General features: G+C 64.9%; 14 protein-coding genes. 10 read left to right on the top strand and 4 right to left on the bottom strand.

Features of this window, described 5'->3' with window-relative positions:
- The first annotated feature begins 126 nt into the window (after nt 1–126).
- The 5 genes from HZZ13_RS05765 to HZZ13_RS05745 all read left to right on the top strand — a co-directional run bounded on the left by HZZ13_RS05765 (nt 127) and on the right by HZZ13_RS05745 (nt 6145).
- Complete coding sequence (locus HZZ13_RS05765; protein WP_197958679.1) at nt 127–2493, top strand: sensor histidine kinase; 2367 nt, start codon at nt 127–129, stop codon at nt 2491–2493.
- Nucleotides 2494–2510: 17 nt separating this feature from the next.
- Nucleotides 2511–3881, top strand: coding sequence for a nitrogen assimilation response regulator NtrX (gene ntrX, locus HZZ13_RS05760; RefSeq protein ID WP_197952561.1), 1371 nt, complete (start codon nt 2511–2513; stop codon nt 3879–3881).
- A gap of 249 nt (nt 3882–4130) precedes the next feature.
- On the top strand, nt 4131–4379 hold the full coding sequence (hfq, locus tag HZZ13_RS05755) for an RNA chaperone Hfq (protein ID WP_007591126.1): 249 nt from the start codon (nt 4131–4133) through the stop codon (nt 4377–4379).
- 11 nt (nt 4380–4390) lie between these two features.
- Nucleotides 4391–5770: a GTPase HflX gene (hflX, locus tag HZZ13_RS05750; RefSeq protein WP_197958678.1), complete on the top strand. Its 1380-nt coding sequence runs from the start codon at nt 4391–4393 to the stop codon at nt 5768–5770.
- A 153-nt stretch (nt 5771–5923) separates the two neighbouring features.
- A complete protein-coding gene (locus tag HZZ13_RS05745; RefSeq protein WP_197958677.1) occupies nt 5924–6145 on the top strand; it encodes a YodC family protein in 222 nt (73 codons plus the stop codon).
- 48 nt (nt 6146–6193) lie between these two features.
- On the opposite strand, the gene mazG is transcribed toward HZZ13_RS05745, so the two are convergent.
- Nucleotides 6194–7030, bottom strand: a complete 837-nt coding sequence (gene mazG, locus HZZ13_RS05740; RefSeq protein ID WP_197958676.1) for a nucleoside triphosphate pyrophosphohydrolase — start codon at nt 7028–7030, stop codon at nt 6194–6196.
- Nucleotides 7031–7155: 125 nt separating this feature from the next.
- Here mazG and queC point away from each other — a divergent pair, with 125 nt between their 5' ends.
- On the top strand, nt 7156–7869 hold the full coding sequence (gene queC, locus HZZ13_RS05735; protein WP_197958675.1) for a 7-cyano-7-deazaguanine synthase QueC: 714 nt from the start codon (nt 7156–7158) through the stop codon (nt 7867–7869).
- Between the two features lie 185 nt (nt 7870–8054).
- On the opposite strand, the gene HZZ13_RS05730 is transcribed toward queC, so the two are convergent.
- Genes HZZ13_RS05730 through nthA form a run of 3 tightly spaced genes read right to left on the bottom strand, consistent with a single transcriptional unit; the run spans nt 8055 to nt 9711 of the window.
- On the bottom strand, nt 8055–8432 hold the full coding sequence (locus tag HZZ13_RS05730) for a nitrile hydratase accessory protein (protein ID WP_197958674.1): 378 nt from the start codon (nt 8430–8432) through the stop codon (nt 8055–8057).
- Nucleotides 8432–9091: a nitrile hydratase subunit beta gene (gene nthB / locus HZZ13_RS05725; protein ID WP_197958673.1), complete on the bottom strand. Its 660-nt coding sequence runs from the start codon at nt 9089–9091 to the stop codon at nt 8432–8434. The genes HZZ13_RS05730 and nthB overlap by 1 nt, the downstream gene beginning before the upstream one ends.
- A complete protein-coding gene (nthA, locus tag HZZ13_RS05720; RefSeq protein WP_197958672.1) occupies nt 9088–9711 on the bottom strand; it encodes a nitrile hydratase subunit alpha in 624 nt (207 codons plus the stop codon). Before nthA ends, nthB begins: the two co-directional genes overlap by 4 nt.
- A gap of 425 nt (nt 9712–10136) precedes the next feature.
- On the opposite strand from nthA, the gene HZZ13_RS05715 reads away from it, so the two are divergent.
- The 4 genes from HZZ13_RS05715 (at nt 10137) to HZZ13_RS05700 (ending at nt 18174) form a co-directional block, all read left to right on the top strand.
- The gene (locus HZZ13_RS05715) at nt 10137–12452 is read left to right on the top strand and encodes a TonB-dependent siderophore receptor (protein ID WP_197958671.1); all 2316 of its coding nucleotides are present in this window, start codon (nt 10137–10139) and stop codon (nt 12450–12452) included.
- Between the two features lie 178 nt (nt 12453–12630).
- Nucleotides 12631–13923: a siderophore utilization protein FsrB gene (fsrB, locus tag HZZ13_RS05710; protein ID WP_197958670.1), complete on the top strand. Its 1293-nt coding sequence runs from the start codon at nt 12631–12633 to the stop codon at nt 13921–13923.
- 88 nt (nt 13924–14011) lie between these two features.
- Nucleotides 14012–14839, top strand: coding sequence for a hypothetical protein (locus HZZ13_RS05705; protein WP_197958669.1), 828 nt, complete (start codon nt 14012–14014; stop codon nt 14837–14839).
- A 293-nt stretch (nt 14840–15132) separates the two neighbouring features.
- Nucleotides 15133–18174 carry an ATP-binding protein gene (locus HZZ13_RS05700; RefSeq protein ID WP_311972606.1) on the top strand — a complete coding sequence of 1014 codons (3042 nt, stop codon included), beginning with the start codon at nt 15133–15135 and terminating at the stop codon, nt 18172–18174.
- Nucleotides 18175–18203: the final 29 nt, after the last annotated feature.

The raw sequence follows: 18203 nt of genomic DNA, 5'->3' as shown, positions 1-18203 counted from the left end.
CTGTGGATAGCGCTAGCCGGCCGCGGGGGTGACGCCGCGGAATTGTCGCAATTCGGCAACAATGTGGTACGAATACATCAGTATCCGCGCGTCCGCGGACCCGTTTTCAGCACCGCCATTGCCGGAATGACCAGCGCAGAGACCTCGGCCGCACACTTTGACACGGCCCCAGCGGAAGAGCCCCGGCGTTGGTCGGTGCGACGCTGGCTGGCGCCCTTTGCCGTGGCGCTGGCGCTGCTGTCGGCCTTGCTGACCTTCCTGGTCCTGACGGGTCTGAGCACGATCGAGCCGACGCCCGCGGTGGTCCGCACATTCTATCTGATCAATGCCGCGACGATCCTGCTGCTGGTCGGGATCATCATCCGGGAGCTCTGGCAGCTGATCCTGGCGCGGCGGCGGGGCAGGGCGGCGGCGCGCCTTCATGTTCAGATCGTCAGCCTGTTCTCGATCGTGGCGGTGCTGCCGGCGGTGCTGGTCGCCGTCGTCGCCAACGTCACCATCGAGCGCGGCCTGGACCGGTTGTTCTCGGGGCCGACCAAGGAGGTGATCCAGAACTCGCTGACGATCGCGCGGGCCTACATGCAGGACCACGCGCAGCTGATCCGCGGCGACATTCTCGGCATGGCCAACGATATCGCCCATGCCCGGCCGCTCTACGACCAGGACCGCCGCTCGTTTCGCGAGATGCTGACGGCGAGCGCCGCGTCCCGCAACCTGCCGGGCGCGATGATCATCGACAAGAACACCAACATCCTGGAATCCGCCGACACCGGCATGCGGCTCGCTTATTCGCCGCCGGCGCCGGACTTTCTCAGCAACGTCAACGAGAACGAGCCCGAGATCGCGGTGCTCCCCGATGCGAGCTTCGTCGCGGCGGTGATCCGCCTGCGCGCCTTCAGCGACACCTTCCTCTATGTCGCCAGGCCGCTCGATCCGAATGTCGTCAATCAGCTCAAGCAGACCGAGGTCAGCGTTGCCGAATACGCCCAGATCGAGTCGCGCAGGCTGGGCATCCAGGTCGCCTTCGCGCTGATGTTCGCGGTGATCGCGCTGACGATCCTCATGGCTTCGGTGCTGATCGGGCTGAACTTCGCCAACTCGCTGGTGGCGCCGATCCGGCGGCTGATGAACGCGGCACACACCGTTTCGACCGGCGACCTGCATGTCCAGGTGCCGGTGCATCAGTCGGAAGGTGACCTCGCCCAGCTGGGCGAGACCTTCAACAAGATGACGCAGGAATTGCGCAGCCAGCGCGACGAGCTGGTCAATGCCAGCGACCTCATCGACAGCCGTCGCCGCTTCATCGAGGCGGTGCTGTCATCGGCGAGCGCCGGCATCATCGGCGTCGACGAGTCCGGCAGCGTCGGCATCCTCAATCGCTCCGCCGAGAAGCTGATCGGACACTCCGAAGCCGAAACGCTCGGCCACCCGCTCTCCGACGTGCTGCCCGAGCTCGACGAGATGATGAAGACGGCGCGGGAAGGAACCCAGCGCCTGGTGCAGGGCCAGATCACGATCACCCGCGACGGCACCGAGCGCAACCTGTCGGTCCGCGTCAGCGCCGAGAAGAACCAGCCGCACGACAGCTACATCATCACGCTCGACGACATCACCGAACTGGTCTCGGCGCAGCGCACCTCGGCCTGGGGCGACGTGGCGCGCCGCATCGCCCACGAGATCAAGAACCCGCTGACGCCGATCCAGCTCTCGGCCGAGCGCATCCGCCGCAAGTTCGGCAAGACCATCACAGAGGACAAGGACAAGCAGATCTTCGACCAGTGCACCGACACCATCGTTCGTCAGGTCGACGACATCAGGCGCATGGTCGACGAGTTCTCGCGCTTTGCGCGGATGCCCAAGCCGGTGATGGAGGGCGAGGACGTCGCCGACACGGTGCGTCAGGCGGTGTTCCTGATGAAGGTCGCCCATCCCGAAATCGACATCGAGGCCGAGTTCAAGCAGGATCCGTTGCGCGCCCAGTTCGACCGGCGCCTGATCTCGCAGGCGGTCACCAACATCGTCAAGAACGCCACCGAGGCGATCGAGCAGGTCCCGCCCGAGGAACTCGGCCAGGAAAACGGAAAAGGCCGTATCGACGTCGTGGTGTCGCGCGAGGGCGACGACGTGCTGATCGATGTCATCGACAACGGCATCGGCCTGCCCAAGGTCGCGCGCTCGCGTCTGCTCGAGCCCTACGTCACCACGCGCGCCAAGGGCACCGGGCTGGGGCTCGCGATCGTCGGCCGCGTGCTGGAAGACCATGGCGGGCGGATCGAGCTGAAGGACGCCTCCGACTTCCGGGAAGGCCAGCGCGGCGCCTGGATGCGGATGCGCTTTGCCGTCTCAGGGCAACCCGCAAAGTCCGCGACAGCCGAGCAAACGCTTACGGAATCCGTCAAGAACCAGGAAACAAAAGAGCCGGCCGCCGGAACCAAAGAGCCGGCTGAAAAGACCAATGATTCAACCAAAATCGAAGCCTCAACAGGCAGCTGACAAGACAGGCGCGATCCATGGCAAGTGAAATTCTGATTGTCGATGATGAGGCCGATATTCGCGATCTCGTTGCGGGCATTCTCGAAGACGAGGGGTTCGTCACGAGGACCGCACGCGACAGCGATACGGCGCTCGCCGAGATTGCCAATCGCAGGCCGCATCTGGTGTTTCTCGACATCTGGCTGCAAGGCTCCAAGCTCGACGGCCTGCAGCTTCTGGAGCAGGTCAAGAAGGACAATGCCGATCTGCCCGTCGTCATGATTTCCGGCCACGGCAACATCGAGACCGCGGTCGCCGCGATCAAGCGCGGCGCCTACGACTTCATCGAGAAGCCGTTCAAGGCCGACCGTCTCATCCTGGTCGCGACCAGAGCGCTGGAGAACTCGCGGCTGAAGCGCGAGGTCAAGGAGCTGAAGCAGCTCGCCCCGAGCGCCAGCCAGCTGGTCGGCCGCTCGCCCAGCATGAACCAGCTGCGCCAGACCATCGAGCGTGCGGCCAAGGCCAACAGCCGCATCCTGATCGTCGGCCCCGCCGGCGCCGGCAAGGAGCTGACCGCGCGCACGCTGCATGCCGCCTCGGGCCGCGCCGACGGTCCGTTCGTCGTCATCAACGCCGCCGCAATCACGCCCGAGCGAATGGAGCATGAGCTGTTCGGGGTCGAGCAGTCCAACGGCGAGCAGCCGCGCAAGCCCGGCGCGCTCGAAGAGGCGCATGGCGGCACGCTGTTCATCGACGAGATCGCGGACATGCCGCGCGAGACCCAGAACAAGATCCTGCGCGTGCTGGTGGAGCAGTCGTTCCAGCGCGTCGGCGGCACCGCCAAGGTCCAGGTCGACGTGCGCATCATCTCATCGACCGCACGCAATCTCGAAGAGGAGATCGCGGCCGGCCGTTTCCGCGAGGATCTTTACCACCGGCTCTCGGTGGTGCCGATCCGCGTGCCCGCACTGTCGGAGCGGCGCGAGGACATTCCGGAATTGATCGACTATTTCATGGAGCAGATCTCGGCCGGCAGCGGCTTGCCCAAGCGCCAGATCGGTCAGGACGCGATGGCGGTGCTGCAATCGCACGTCTGGCCCGGCAATGTGCGTCAGCTCCGCAACAACGTTGAAAGAGTCATGATTCTGGCCGCTGGCGGGCCGGAGGTCATCATCACCGCCGACATGCTGCCGCAGGACGTCGGCTCGATGGTGCCGGCGATGCCGACCAGCAACAATGGCGAGCACATCATGGGCTTGCCGTTGCGCGAGGCCCGCGAGGTCTTCGAGCGTGACTATTTGATTGCACAGATCAGCCGTTTCTCAGGAAATATTTCTCGAACGGCCGAGTTCGTTGGCATGGAACGTTCGGCCTTGCACCGGAAGTTGAAGGCGCTCGGCGTCGGCTGATGCTGCGACGTTGCAGTGGCATCTTGGAGATAGGCGAAGAAAATCATCGATTTCCGTAATTTTTCGGGGCAATAGGGCCGGGCCTGCCGCTTGAAGCGGCTTGCCTAATATCCCGACCTGTCCTCTAATCGAACCGCTGTTCCTTCCGAGGGGGATCTCATGAAGGACGGCAACCGGAGGAGGCCCCGAACTCCACAAAGAGGGCCGCATCCGGCGCAATAAAAAGAAACTCAAAGCGAGACAAAAACAATGGCGGCAGACCGCGCGCAAAACCTACAGGACACCTTCCTTAATCACGTTCGCAAAACCAAGACGCCACTGACGATCTTTCTGGTCAACGGAGTGAAGCTCCAGGGCATCGTGACCTGGTTCGACAATTTCTGTTTGCTGCTTCGGCGCGACGGTCATTCGCAGCTCGTCTACAAGCATGCGATCTCGACCATCATGCCGGGCGCTCCGATTCAGCTGTTCGAAGGCGGCGAGGACCAGCCGGCTTGAGAGTGATCTGATTGGAACCCCGGAATTTCGACGGGGATGCCGACCGTCCGCGGTCGGCAGGGGCTACGCAGACGGGGCGGGTGCTTGTCATCGGCCCCTACTTGCGCGTGCGCGCGGGCAGCGCCGACGCGCAATCGGAGACTCATGCCCTGCGAGACACCGAGGCCCGGCTCGATGAAGCCGCCGGCCTCGCGCGTGCGATCGATCTCGTCATTGCCGATGCGATCGTCGCTCCGGTCTCCCAGATCCGGCCCGCGACCTATATCGGCAAGGGCAAGGTCGAGGAGATCGCCGGGCTGATCAAAACCCTCGAGGTCGAGCTCGTGGTGATGGATTGCGCATTGTCGCCGATCCAGCAGCGCAATCTCGAAAAGGAATGGCACGCCAAGGTGCTCGACCGCACCGGGCTCATTCTCGAAATCTTCGGCCGCCGCGCCAAGACCAGGGAAGGCTCGCTGCAGGTCGAGCTTGCGCATCTCAATTACCAGCGCTCGCGCCTGGTGCGGTCCTGGACCCATCTCGAACGGCAGCGCGGCGGTTTCGGCTTCATGGGCGGCCCCGGCGAGACCCAGATCGAGGCCGACCGGCGCCTGATCCAGGAACGTATCTCCAAGCTGGAGAGCGAGCTCAAAAAGGTGCAGGCGACGCGGCGTCTGCATCGCGCCGGCCGTCAACGCGTGCCGTATCGTGTCGTCGCGCTGGTCGGTTACACCAATGCCGGCAAGTCGACGCTGTTCAATCGCCTGACCCGTGCCGACGTGCAGGCGGCCGACATGCTGTTTGCGACGCTCGATCCCACCTTGCGGGCGCTCAACCTGGCGCATGGCGGCAAGGCGATGCTGTCGGACACCGTCGGCTTCATCTCCAACCTGCCGACGCAGCTCGTCGCCGCCTTCCGCGCCACGCTGGAGGAGGTGCTGGAGGCCGACGTCATCCTGCATGTCCGCGACATCTCGCATGAAGACGCCGAGGCGCAGCAGAGCGACGTCGACGCCGTGCTGCGCCAGCTCGGCATCAACCCGGACGATTCCGGCCGCATCATCGAGGTCTGGAACAAGATCGACCGTTTCGACCCCGAGCAACGCGAAGAGCTGCTCAACATCGCCGCGCGCAGGCCGGAGGATCATCCGGCGATGCTGGTCTCAGCCGTGTCGGGCGAGGGCATCGATGCTCTGCTCGCCGCGATCGAGCAGCGGCTCGCCGCCAAGCGCACCACGCTCGATCTCTCCATCGACGCCGGCGACGGCGCCGGCATCAGCTGGCTGCACCGCAATGCCGAGGTGCTGTCGAAGGAGCTGCACGACGGCCGCTTCGACATGACCGTGCGGGTGGACGAGACCAAGCGGGATATCGTGGTGAGCAGGTTCGATGCCGTGCCCCGCGTGGCGTGACGGACGCAATGCGCGCACGGAAATCTCGATGGATTTGATCTATCTGTAGTTGCGTTGGCCGCCAGAACCTCTACTCTGGACGTTCCGTATCGGAGGCTTCCGATCTCGGTTTACCAGCTTTTGCATCCCATAGATTTATTTGCGAGGTTTTCCATGGCCGCTCAGTTGAATCTCGGAGATCGTGTCCGTCTTCGTGGCGGCGGACCTTTGATGACGGTTCATTCGATCAATGGCAACAACATCGATTGCCAATGGTTCACCGTTCAGGGTGAGCTTCAGGCCGCTACCTTTCCGCTCTACATGCTGACAATCATTGAGGGAGCTGCGGACGACGCGCAAGGAAAGGGCAAGGGAAAGAAGAGCGCTGTCGACTGAGACGACCGACGTTGCCTTCGTCGTTGAGGCCCAGGCAAGGGGCGAGCATCATCGCTCGTCCCCGCGTTCCTTCTCGCCCTTCGCCGCATTCCACAGCGCGTCCATCTCCGCCAGCGAAGCCTGCTCCAGCGTCCGGCCCTGCGCCTCCAGCGCCCGCTCGATATAGGCAAAGCGCCGCTCGAATTTCGCGTTGGTCGCACGCAGGGCGCTTTCCGGATCGGCGTCGACATGGCGGGCGAGGTTGACGAGGGCGAACATCAGGTCGCCGGTCTCTTCCGCCAGGCCCGCGCGGTCGTTGCGGTCCAATGCCGCTTCGATCTCGTCGGCTTCCTCGCGAATTTTTTGCAAGACCGCGCGCGGGTCGTTCCAGTCGAAGCCGACGGTGGAGGCCTTGCGCTGCAGCTCCATCGCACGCGTCAGCGCCGGCTGGCCGGCCTTCACGCTCGATAGCAGCGACCTGTGCGCTGGCACGTCCTCTGGCGGCCGGCGGGCGGCGCGCTCGGCCTTCTCCTCGGCCTTGATGCGGTCCCAGACTTCCTTGACGTGATGCGGGGCGAGATTGCCGTCCTTGTCGGCGAAGACGTGAGGATGGCGCCGGATCATCTTGCGGGTGATGGCCTCGACCACGTCGCCAAAATCGAACGCGTTCTGCTCCGAGGCCATCTGGGCGTGGAACACGACCTGGAGCAGGAGATCGCCGAGCTCCTCGCGCAAATCGTCGAGATCGCCGCGGGTGATGGCGTCGACCACCTCATAGGCTTCCTCGATCGTGTAAGGCGCAATCGTCGCAAAGTCCTGCTCGAGATCCCAGGGGCACCCGGTCACCGGGGTGCGCAGCGCCGCCATGATCTCGATCAGGCGGGAAATGTCGCGGGAAGGGGTCATTGTCGGGCAGTCTCCTGGGATACAGAGCCTTATGCCAAAAGCGGGCTCCCGATCCCAGCGCAAGGCGGCGGAACAGGCCGATTTCCACCGATTGGCGGGCACGTCGCGCGGTGCTAAAGCGGGCCATGAGTGATGCACTTTCCTCCGAAACCGCGCTGGTGCTGTTCTCCGGCGGTCAGGATTCCACCACCTGCCTCGCCTGGGCGCTGAGCCGCTTCGCCCGCGTGGAGACGCTGGGGTTCGACTACGGCCAGCGCCACGCCATCGAGCTTGCCTGCCGCGACCGGCTGCTCGACGGCATCAAGGCCCTGCGCGCCGATTGGGCCGCAAGGCTGGGCGAGAGCCACACGCTGTCGATCCCGACGCTTGCGGCCGTCTCCGAGACGGCGCTGACGCGCGACGTCGCGATCGCGATGGGCGCGGACGGCCTGCCCAACACCTTCGTGCCGGGCCGCAACCTCGTGTTCCTCACCTTTGCCGCGGCGCTGGCCTACCGGCGCGGCATCAGCCACATCGTCGGCGGCATGTGCGAGACCGACTATTCCGGCTATCCCGACTGCCGCGACGAGACCATCCGCGCCATGCAGTTCGCACTCTCGCTCGGCATGGCCAAGACGTTCGAATTGCATACCCCGTTGATGTGGATCGACAAGGCCGCGACCTGGAAGCTGGCGCACGACCTCGGCGGTGATGGGCTGGTCGATCTCATCCGCGAGCAGTCCCACACCTGCTATCTCGGCGAACGCGGTGCGCCGCACGATTGGGGCTATGGCTGCGGTGAGTGCCCGGCGTGCAGTTTGCGGGCGAAGGGGTGGCGGGAGTTTGTGGCAGGCGGCTAGGCCGCGTCATATTCCTCTCGTGCCCAGGACGCAGCGCAGCGCTCCTTCAGCGGTGCGCTGCAGAGCCGGGGCCCATGTTTCCGTAACGCATGGTGTCGCCGTCTGGGTCCCGGCTCTGCGCCGCAACGCTGGCGCGTTGCAGCTTGTCCGGGCCACGAGATTCGCAATGACGAACTCAGCGACGGCTAGCCAAAATCCTCCGGCCTGAGCTCGATCGGCTTGCCGTGCGGGGTGCGATCCGCGGCGTGGTCCCAAGCGTCGCGGTAGCGGTGCAGCGTCTCCAATGAGGCGACGCCTTTCCGCGCGACGAGGCCCTCCAGCGTGGCGAGCCAGTGCAGATAGTAGGTCTCGCCGGTATCAGGGTCGCCGGCGGCCTGGGCGCGCTTGATCTCGTCGGCGAGGCTTGCGGCCCATTCCGGCCAGGTGAATACGCCACGCTCGTGCAGGCTCAAGGCCATCGCGAAGGCATGCGCCTCCCAGGGCGCGCGGAACACCGGGCCGTCGTCGTCGCGCGGAATGCTCGGGATCGCCGCCGTCGCCGCGGCCGCAAGCGCGCTGCTCATCACGCCGGCTCCAGATAGGGCTCGAATGCGTCGATCGAGACCTTCAGCGTGGGATCGCCGTCCTCGCCCCAGAGATCGCGGCCCTCGAACACGACGGTGTAGAGCCATTGCGGGTTCTCGCCGCGCTCCATCGCCGCCGTGTCCGGAAACACGTGGCAGCCGTGGTTCAGCTCGACCACGCCGACATGGCCGCGCACATAGCGCGGCAGCCGCGTGTGCGTGGCTGGATGAATATTCCTGGCGCGCACGCGATCGCCGATCTTGAATTTCGCCGGCGCCGGGGCAGGGCGATCGAACTTGCCGCGCACCATCACGCGCTCGACATTGGCGCGGTCGAACTTGCCGTGCTTGAGCGCCTTTGCAGGCTGCATCGCATGGCCGGCAGCGACCTCCTCGCGGGTGAGATAGCCCTTGTCGATCAGCATCTCCTCGAGCCCGAGAAACCACTTCTTATAATAGGAGCTCGACAGGTACACATGCGGCGGCAAGGTCTCGCGATAGAAGCGCGAGGTGTCGATGTTGAAGGCGCCGGCCGCGCCCATCGCGCGCACCATGGCCAGCACGCGCGACTCCCATTCCGCGTGAAACATCGGCTCGTTCGGCTCGGGCTCGACCTTGCCGAACCCGTCCATGCCGCCCATGTCGTGCACGCCGTTCACGACGGTGCTCCCGGCGTTCTGGGGAAACCAGTGCCGATCATGGAATCGCGCGTCACGAGCTCGGCGAGCTGCTCCTCGCTCCAGCCTTCCGTGCCGGCGGGGCGCATCGGCAGCACCAGGAAGCGCGTCTCGGCGGTGGAATCCCACACCCGGATTTCGACGTCCTTGGGCAGCGCGATCCCGAAATCGGCGAGCACGCCGCGCGGGTCCTTGACCGCGCGGGAGCGGTAGGGCGCGGCCTTGTACCAGACCGGCGGCAGCCCGAGCATTTCCCAGGGGTAGCAGGAGCACAGCGTGCACACGACCATGTTGTGCCGCTCGGGCGTGTTCTCGACCACGACGAGATGATCGCCGACGCGGCTGATATGGCCGAGGGTGCCGATGGCCTTGGAGCCGTCCTGCAGCAGCGCCGTCTTGAACGCCGGATCGGTCCAGGCCTTGGCGACCACGCGCGCGCCATTGTGCGGGCCGATCTTGGTCTCGTAGGCCTGGATGATGGCGTCGAGCGCAGCGGGCTCGATGTAGCCCTTTTCCGTCAGGATCGTCTCGAGCGCGCGGACGCGCAGCTCGGTCTCGGACAGCTCGGAATGATCGTGATGGTGGTCGTGATCGTAGCTCATGGGGCGGAAGATAGGCGCAATGGTCCCCGCCTGTCGAGTACGCGTTGCAGCGCAACCGGGTCCCATATTTGTGAGGCCGAATAGGCTAGCATCGCCGCAAAGTGGATTTGGAGACGTTCGTGACGCACGACGTGAAGATCGAAAAGTCTCGCTAGCCACGTGGACGTCGGACCGCTCAGCGAGAGTCGGAGACGCACCCAGCGCCTTCAAACGACGGCTGCGGCATCGCTGAATCGTTTCCTGATGTTGCTGACAAGCCGATTCTGTTTCTGCCTTGGAAACATTCCAAACTGCGAAGCATGCCTGAGCGCATTCGCCGCACATGCTGCGCACACGTCTGGAGAAATTCTAACCCGGTTCCTCTCGCGCTCGAAAACCGCCTGAGTTAGGGCGAGGCATCAAGAACGGTACCGGCGAAGCCGGCAGTGCGTGGGGCCTCGAAATACGTGAGCGACTTTCAACTTTCTTCGCGTGGCGGCACGCGTCGTCGACAGATTCAGGTGCTTTTGCTCGGGGCTGTCAGTACATTCTCTCTCGTTCCCTTCGCTGCCGTGGAGGCGCAGACGCAGATTCCTCCGGTCACCGTCGAAGCGCCGGCGCAGCGCGCGCTTCCTTCGGCGATTGCGTCGTCGCGACGGGCGGCGGCGACGCGCACCGCACGCGCCAATCGCCGCGCTCCGGCGCAGCAGGCTGCACCAACCCAGTCGGCCGCATCGAACGGTGCAACGGGCGAACGCGCCAATGGCCCGGTACGCGGTTTCGTCGCGACGCGCAGCGGCACCGCAACCAAGACCGATACGCTCTTGATCGAAACGCCGCAGTCGGTGTCGGTCATCACCACCGATCAGATCAGAAACCAGGGCGCGGTGTCGATCGGCGAAGCCTTGCGCTACACCGCCGGCGTCAGCGGCGACGTCAATGGCGGCTCGGACACCCGCTTCGGCGGCCTCCAGATCCGCGGCTTCGACATGACGATGCCGGGCCTCTTTGTCGACGGCCTGCGGATTCCCTCCAGCAATTACGTGCACTTCAATGGCCTCGACCCCTATGGGGCCGAGCGCATCGAGGTGCTCAAGGGCCCGTCCTCCGCCATGTATGGCGGCAGCGGCACCGGCGGCATTCTCAACTACGTGACCAAGCTGCCGACGGCGCAGCAGTTCGGCGAGGTCTCGATCTCCGGCGGCAGCTTCAACCGCTATCAGGGTCAGTTCGACATGGGCGGCCCCGCGAACAAGGAAGGCACGGTGCTGTGGCGCCTGACCGGCGTCGTGCGCGACGGCGAGACCCAGGTCGACTTCAGCAAGGACAATCGCGTCTTCATCGCGCCCGCCGTCACCTTCAAGCCGAGCGAGGACACCACCATCACCTTGCTCGCCAACTACCAGAAGGACCGGGCAGGGTGGGGCCTCCAGTTCCTGCCGGCCTCGGGCACGGTCTGGCCGAACAACGGCCGCACCATCCCGGTCTCGTTCTTCGCGGGCGTGCCGAGCTTCGATGCGTTCAACACCGAGATCGCAACGATCGGCTACCAGCTCTCGCACGATTTCAGCGATTACCTCACGTTTCGCCAGAACCTGCGCTACGCCTACCAGCACAACGAGGAGAAGGTGTTTTACGGCGGCGGCTATACCGACGAAGCCGCAGGGCAGCTCGCGCGCTATGGCAGCTACAGCAACACCTACATCAACTCCTTCGCCGTCGATAATCAGCTCCAGGGCAAGTTCAACACCGGCATTCTCGGCCACACCATGCTGGTCGGCGTCGACTACCGCAACACCTCTTTCCGCGACACCGCCTATGGCGTGACGACCTCGTCTCCGACGATCAACGTCTTCAACCCGGTGTACAGCTACGATTATGCTGTGGACGGGCTGCCGAGCGACAAGACTGGTGTTAGACAGTCGCAGGTGGGCCTCTATGCGCAGGATCAGATCAAGCTCGGCCGGCTCTCGTTCCAGCTCGGCGGACGTCAGGATTTCGTGACGACGCAGGTCGACAACGGCATCGCCAACACGACGGTCGCGAAGGACGCTTCGGCCTTCACCGGCCGTGCCGCCGTCATGTACAATTTCGACAACGGCATCGCGCCCTATTTCAGCTACTCGGAATCGTTCCTGCCGCTGCTCGCGACCGGCTTTGGCGGACGGATGCTCAATCCCGAGACCGGTGTCCAATACGAGGTCGGCGTCAAGTACCAGCCGATCGGCTGGAACGCGCTATTCACCTTCGCCGCGTTCGACCTGACGCGCGACAACGTCGCTGTGTACGTGCCTGCAGCCACCTTTTACGAGCAGATCGGGCAGGTGAAGTCGCGCGGCATCGAGCTCGAAGGCACCATGTCGCTCGCCGACGGCTGGAACCTGCGTGCGGCCTATGCCTATGTCGATGCTATCGTCACGCACGATCCGGTGAATGTCGGCAAGGCGCCGACCACCGTGCCGCTCAATCGCGCTTCGCTGTGGAGCGACTATACGCTGCAGAACGGGCCGCTCGCCGGCCTGCAGTTCGGCGGCGGCATCCGCCATGTCGGCGCGACCTGGGGCGACGACGCCAACACCTTCAAGGTGGGCGCCTCGACCGTGCTGGACGCGCTCCTGGCCTATACCCATGACAATTGGCGGCTGTCGCTGAACGTGACCAACCTTGCAGACACGCGCTACGTCGCTGCGTGCTACAGCCTCGCGGGCTGCTTCTACGCCGAGGGGCGCAAGGCGATCGGCAAGCTGACTTATCGTTGGTGAAATTGATGGCGATCGCATTCGAACTCTCACAGAAGGTCGTCATGCCCGGGCTTGTCCCGGGCATCCACGTTCTCTTGTGCAGGGGAAAAGACGTGGATGGCCGGGACAGGCCCGGCCATGACGCTGTGGGGGCTTTAGCGCCCAAATATGCGATAGACCTCTTGATGAGAGGCGAACCATGAGAGCGATATTCGGCAGGCTGCATCGCTGGGCGGGACTGCTCACGGCCGGATTCCTGTTCTTCTCCGGCATTACCGGCGCGATCATCTCCTGGGACCACGAGATCGACGACGTCCTGAACAGCCATCTGTTCGATGTCTCAACGAAGGGCCCGGCCATTCCGTCGATCGAGCTCGCCAAGATGATCGAGCAGCGCGATCCCCGCGCACGCGTCGTCTACCTCTTCATGACGCCGGAGCAGGGCCACTCGCTGTGGTTCTTCGTCATGCCGCGGATCGATCCCGCGACGGGCAAGCGTTACCCGCTCGACTACAATCAGGTCTTCCTCGATCCCAACACCGGCGCGGAGCTCGGCCGGCGCTATTGGGGCGCGGTGTGGCCCGTCACGCGCGAGAATTTCGTCTCGTTTCTGTACAAGCTGCACTACACGATGCACATCCCGGAATTCTGGGGCAGCGACCGCTGGGGCATGCGCGTGCTCGGCATCATCGCCATCATCTGGACCATCGATTGCTTCGTCGGCTTCTACCTGACGCTGCCCTCGCGCCGGCGCGCCAAGGCCGCGCGGGCGCCCGAAGTCGCGCGCCAGCTCGAGCGTGGCTTCTGGGCGCGTTGGGCGCCGGCCTGGACCATCAAGACCTCGGGCAGCGCCTACCGGATCAATTTCGACATCCACCGCGCTTTCAGCCTCTGGACGTGGGGCGTGCTGTTCATCATCGCCTTCACCGCGTTTTCGCTGAACCTCTATTTCGAGGTGTTCTCGCCGCTCATGAAGATGGTCTCGAACTACACCCCGACGCCCTATGAGCAGCGGCCGTATCGCGATCTTGACGATCCCATCGAGCCCAAGGTCACCTTCGCCGACATCGCCGCGCGCGCCGCGGCCGACGGCAAGGCGCGTGGATGGACGGTCCCCGTCGGCTCGATCAATTACGGTCCAGCCCATGGCGTCTATGCCGCGGCCTTCTTCCACCCCGGCGACGATCACGGCGCCGGCGGCGTCGGCCCGGCGCAGCTCTATTACGACAGCGAGGACGGCCGCCCCATTGGCGAGCGACTGCCCTGGGTCGGTACCGCCGCCGACATCTTCGTGCAGGCGCAGTTTCCGCTGCATTCGGGCCGCATCGTTGGACTGTTCGGGCGCATCCTGATCTCGGTGATGGGCCTCGTGGTGGCCGCGCTGTCGGTCACCGGCGTCGTGATCTGGTGGCGCAAGCGCCGCGCGCGCGTTCGCGTGCGCGAGACCGCGGCCCTGCGGCTGAACCGGGAGCAACTCACGCCGGCAGAGTAGGGCGCCCGCATTCCGCGAACGGATGAACCTTCGCACCCGGCGTTGGCACAAAGATCGGAGATCGATCTCCAGTCTTCCGGAATTGCAAATGAGATTGCTTGCCTTGCTCTGCCTGCTCGTCCTGGCCGCGCCCGCCAAGGCGGCTGCGCCCGAGCAACACTATCTCGACCTGCGCGACCGCTACATCGCGAAATTCTCGAACGCCAAGGAGAGCGACGAGATCTATAGGCAACACGATGCGGCCGTGAATGAGCTGACTGGCGTGCTGCGTGGTCTGATCGGTCCGGTCGCAATCAAGGGGCTCCCGGCCGAGGGCAAGTCGAACGTCGATACGCTGTTCAGGAGCGACAGCGGCTTCGGCCATCTCGACGGGCTGAGCTTCGCTTCCGAAGGCGACAAGATGCAGGCCGTGGTGACCACGACCGGGCTGCTCAAGCACTGGCTGGGCGAGCATCGCGACGACGGCATGCCGCAGGAGAGCGGCGCCGCGTTGAAATCCGACCGCTTCTATTATTACGCCATCCAGGACGCCGCCTTCGCGATCTATGCGGAGCTGCCGATCGCCAAGCCGGCAAGGGCGAGCGTCGCGGCCGCTGTGCTCGGCGTGCGCGGCAATGGCGACCTCAAGGGTCCGCCGGACGAAATCGACGTTGTCGCCATCCAGGGCGACAACGTCTATTTCCTCGCGGCAAGGGAGGTCGTGAAGACCACCCCGATCCCGGCCTGCGAGAAGGTCTGGAAGCAGATGATGGCAAAGCCCGTCGACAAGAAAGACCCGCGCGGCGAGATGACCCGCGAAGACAAGGCTATGACCGCCTTCACTTCGTGCTTCGCCAAGGAAGCCCCGAGCCAGAGCTGGTATGCGGCCGCGGTCAAGAAGGCGCAGAGCCAGTTGGAGCGGCTGCCGCTCCGCTAGCAACGCCAGCTCGATATCCTCCGGCTTTGATCCACCGCCTTGGCCTGTGCAGGCGAGGCGGCGACGCGCCGTCCGGCAAGGGCAAGACATGAGCTTTTTGAACAGGTTAGGCCGATGCAATCGCGCGAGCTTCCACTTGGGGGTTAGGCGAGTTACTATGGCCTTTTGCAATACTTGCTGCATCCGCTCCGGCACCAGCTGGAGACCGTTTTTGTATTTCGTCAACGAGTTGGCTGCGATTGGCGATGATTACGCAGACCCGCGACCCAAGAGGCGAACGGCATCGATTGACGGTGCTGTTCTCTGACCTTGTCGGATCAACGGCCCTGGGCCGGGATATCGAGTCCGAGCATCTTTCCGAACTCCTCGGCCAATTGCGGCAGATCTGGCATCGCGCGGTGGCGAAGCACGGCGGTCGCATCATCCGAACCCAGGGAGACGGTGCCCTCGCTATTTTCGGTTTTCCAAAGTCCGGCGAAGACGACGGGCGTCGTGCTGCGGAGGCAGCACTCGACATTCACGAATGGGTCGGGCAGCTGCGCCACGACGGCGTGTCGCCGGCGCTGATGCCGCTTCGAATGCATTCGGGTATCCATGCCGGCACCGTGCTTCTGACCCAGGGCGACATCGAGTCCGGCCGGTATGACCTGATCGGCGATGTCGTGAACACGGCAGCGCACCTGTCGCGCCACGCCGGTCCGGATGAGATCCTGGCCAGCCTGGATGCCCTTGGGCCGCATGGCAACTTCTTCGAGCTCGCCGCCCACCTCCCGGCGGCTTCCGGAATGCCGCAGGCGAGGCTGGTGTTGGGCCGAAGCACGGCGACCCGGCGCTTCGAGGCAACCTCGCGCCGCGGCCTGACGCCCTTCATCGGCCGCAACGAGATATTCGGCTTCCTGACCCGCTTTCTGAGCGAGGCAGCTGCGCCCGCGCAACGCTGCACGGTGGTCGTCGGCGGACCGGGACTCGGCAAGACGCGCCTGCTGGAAGAAGTGCTGGGGCACGTCGGCACCGAGCGCTTCAGGCTGCTGCGAGGCAGTTGCGAGAGTTACGTCGGTGCCGAGGTTCTGCAACCATTTCTGCAGATGCTACGCGCTGCCTTGGGAATTCGACCGGACGCCTCGATCGTCGAGGCCAAGGAAACGGCGCGCGCGGCGCTGGAGCCATGGGCGGCCGAGCTCGGTCCGAACGCAGAATCGATCCTCGCACTGGCGTCGGCGGGCGCCGATGCGCGCGGCGGCCGCATCACCGTCGACGGCATCGTCGGCGATCTGCTCGCGTTCTTCGCCGGCCTGTCGGCACAGGGCCCGCTGGTGCTGGTGGTCGACGACTGGCAATGGTCCGACGACGCGAGCCGCCAATTGCTTCAGGCGTTGCTGGAATTGCCCAATGGACCTCGCGTCATCCTCGCCAGCCGGCCGCGCGAGGACGGCACCGATTGGATTTCCGGCGCGCCGCACCTGCTTCTCGAACCGTTTCAGGGGCAGGAAACCGACCTTGCCGTTCGACGCTGGGTGCCGCAGGCCGATCCTTTCCTCGTGGCCCGCATCCATGCCTACGCGGGCGGGGTGCCGTTGTTCATCGAAGAGCTCTGCCATTCCATCGCCGCCAACGATCCTTTCTCGTTCGAAGTGCGCAGCAAACAGGGCTGGATCGCAACCCTGGTCGCCTCACGCCTGGCACGTCTGCCGCCCGATGAGGCGAAGGTGGTCCGCGCCGCGGCCGTCATTGGCAACACCGTGCCGCACGGGTTGCTGGTGTCGGCCTGCGGCAGCGAACCCGACCCGGCCATCGTGCGGGCATTGGCCGACGCCGACTTTCTCTATGCCGATCCAGCGGGCGGCGTCCTTCGCTTCAAGCACGGCATCACGCGCGATGCGGTATACGACAGCATTGGCCTGCACGAGCGTCAGGCATTGCACAAGCGTATCGAAGCCACCTTGCTGGCACGGTCCGAGCAGGCAGATCGCGAGGATGCGATGGAAGCCCTGGCCTACCATTCGCGAGGCGCAGGTCATTGGGAGAGCGCAGCCCATTATGCCGAACGCGCCGGCGACAAGGCCATGGCTGCATTTGCGCTCGATCGTGCCAGTGCGCAGTACCAGGTTGCCATGGAAGCACTGGACCGCGTGCCGGATCGCTCGCGCGAGCAATCGCTGCGCTGGTGCTTGCTGGCCAACAAGCTGGGTATGGCCAACATCTTCGACCCGCTGTCGCTGACCGACGATACCTCCGTGTTCGAACGCGCGGTTGCGATCGCGTCCTCCCTCGGCGAGACCGCCGCGATGGCCAGCGCCTACGAATGGCTCGGCTGGATGTGCTACGGGTTCGGCCGCTTCCGCGAGGCCGTGACGCACACGCGGACGGCACTGGAATTGGCACGCAAGCTCGAAGATCGTCGCCTGATCGCCCAGATCGAAGCGACGCTCGGGCAGATTCTGGCTGCAAGCTGTCAGTACGACGAAGCCATCGCCTTGATCGACGCCGCCATTTCGACCAAGCAGCAACGCAGCCGGCGTCATGGTGCGATATCCTTCGGGGCGGCTTATGCGCTGGCATGCAAGGGCGGCATCCTCGCGGATCGCGGCGATTTCGAGGGCGCCCACGCCTGTTTCGGTGAAGGCATGGCTCTGGTCGAAGGCTCGACCCACCCGGTCGTCAACTCCGTGCGCAACTGGATTGCCGTCGCGCTGATCTGGCAGGGCCGCTGGCAGGAGGCGGAGCAGCTTGCCGTGGAAGGGGCGCGCATCGCCGAGAACACGCGCAGCCTGCTGCTTCTGGCCGATTGCCGGGCCGCCTCGGGATTTGCCCGCTGGTCGGCGACCGGCGACGCCGATGGCTTGCTGCAGTTGCGGAATGCCGCGGAATGGATGGAGCGGCGCGACTTTCAATTCTACACGTCGGTTCAATATAGCTGGCTGGTCGAGGCGGCGACGGCCGAAGGCGATGTCGAGACGGCGCGGCGGTATGCCGCCCATGTCCTGCGCCGCGCGCGCGAAGGCGAGCGACTGGGCGAGGCGGCGGCATGCCGCTCGCTGGCGAAACTCGCAGCCCTGCGCCAGGATTTCGGCCTTAGCGAGCGCTGGTTGCGACGGGCCGAAACCTCCGCAGGCTGGCGCGGTTCGCTGCGCGATGCGGCCCTGAACCTGGCCCTGCGCGGCGAGCTTCTCGCAGGGCAGGGCCGGGGCGAGGCGGCTCGCCAGACCATGATGGAAGCCGCGGAGAAACTGCGTGCGCTCGGCATGAACTGGCATGCGGAGCAGACGATCAGGCTCGTCATCGGCACGCCCATCATCTACGCGAACGATCAGCTCGCTCAGCATTGTGCCGTCTAGTCGCTGCGCACCTGTCCACGGCTCCAAAG

The sequence above is a fragment of the Bradyrhizobium agreste genome (genome assembly GCF_016031625.1).
Classification (GTDB): Bacteria; Pseudomonadota; Alphaproteobacteria; order Rhizobiales; family Xanthobacteraceae; genus Bradyrhizobium; species Bradyrhizobium agreste.
Note: the sequence above shows the minus strand (reverse complement) of the source record. Positions and strands in the feature narration are given on the sequence as shown.

Bases quoted from the DNA above. Each gene is read 5' to 3' on its own strand.
- HZZ13_RS05765 (WP_197958679.1), top strand. From the start codon at position 127: ATGACCAGCGCAGAGACCTCGGCCGCACACTTTGACACGGCCCCAGCG.
- ntrX (WP_197952561.1), top strand. From the start codon at position 2,511: ATGGCAAGTGAAATTCTGATTGTCGATGATGAGGCCGATATTCGCGAT.
- hfq (WP_007591126.1), top strand. From the start codon at position 4,131: ATGGCGGCAGACCGCGCGCAAAACCTACAGGACACCTTCCTTAATCAC.
- HZZ13_RS05745 (WP_197958677.1), top strand. From the start codon at position 5,924: ATGGCCGCTCAGTTGAATCTCGGAGATCGTGTCCGTCTTCGTGGCGGC.
- mazG (WP_197958676.1), bottom strand. From the start codon at position 7,030: ATGACCCCTTCCCGCGACATTTCCCGCCTGATCGAGATCATGGCGGCG.
- queC (WP_197958675.1), top strand. From the start codon at position 7,156: ATGAGTGATGCACTTTCCTCCGAAACCGCGCTGGTGCTGTTCTCCGGC.
- HZZ13_RS05730 (WP_197958674.1), bottom strand. From the start codon at position 8,432: ATGAGCAGCGCGCTTGCGGCCGCGGCGACGGCGGCGATCCCGAGCATT.
- nthA (WP_197958672.1), bottom strand. From the start codon at position 9,711: ATGAGCTACGATCACGACCACCATCACGATCATTCCGAGCTGTCCGAG.
- fsrB (WP_197958670.1), top strand. From the start codon at position 12,631: ATGAGAGCGATATTCGGCAGGCTGCATCGCTGGGCGGGACTGCTCACG.
- HZZ13_RS05705 (WP_197958669.1), top strand. From the start codon at position 14,012: ATGAGATTGCTTGCCTTGCTCTGCCTGCTCGTCCTGGCCGCGCCCGCC.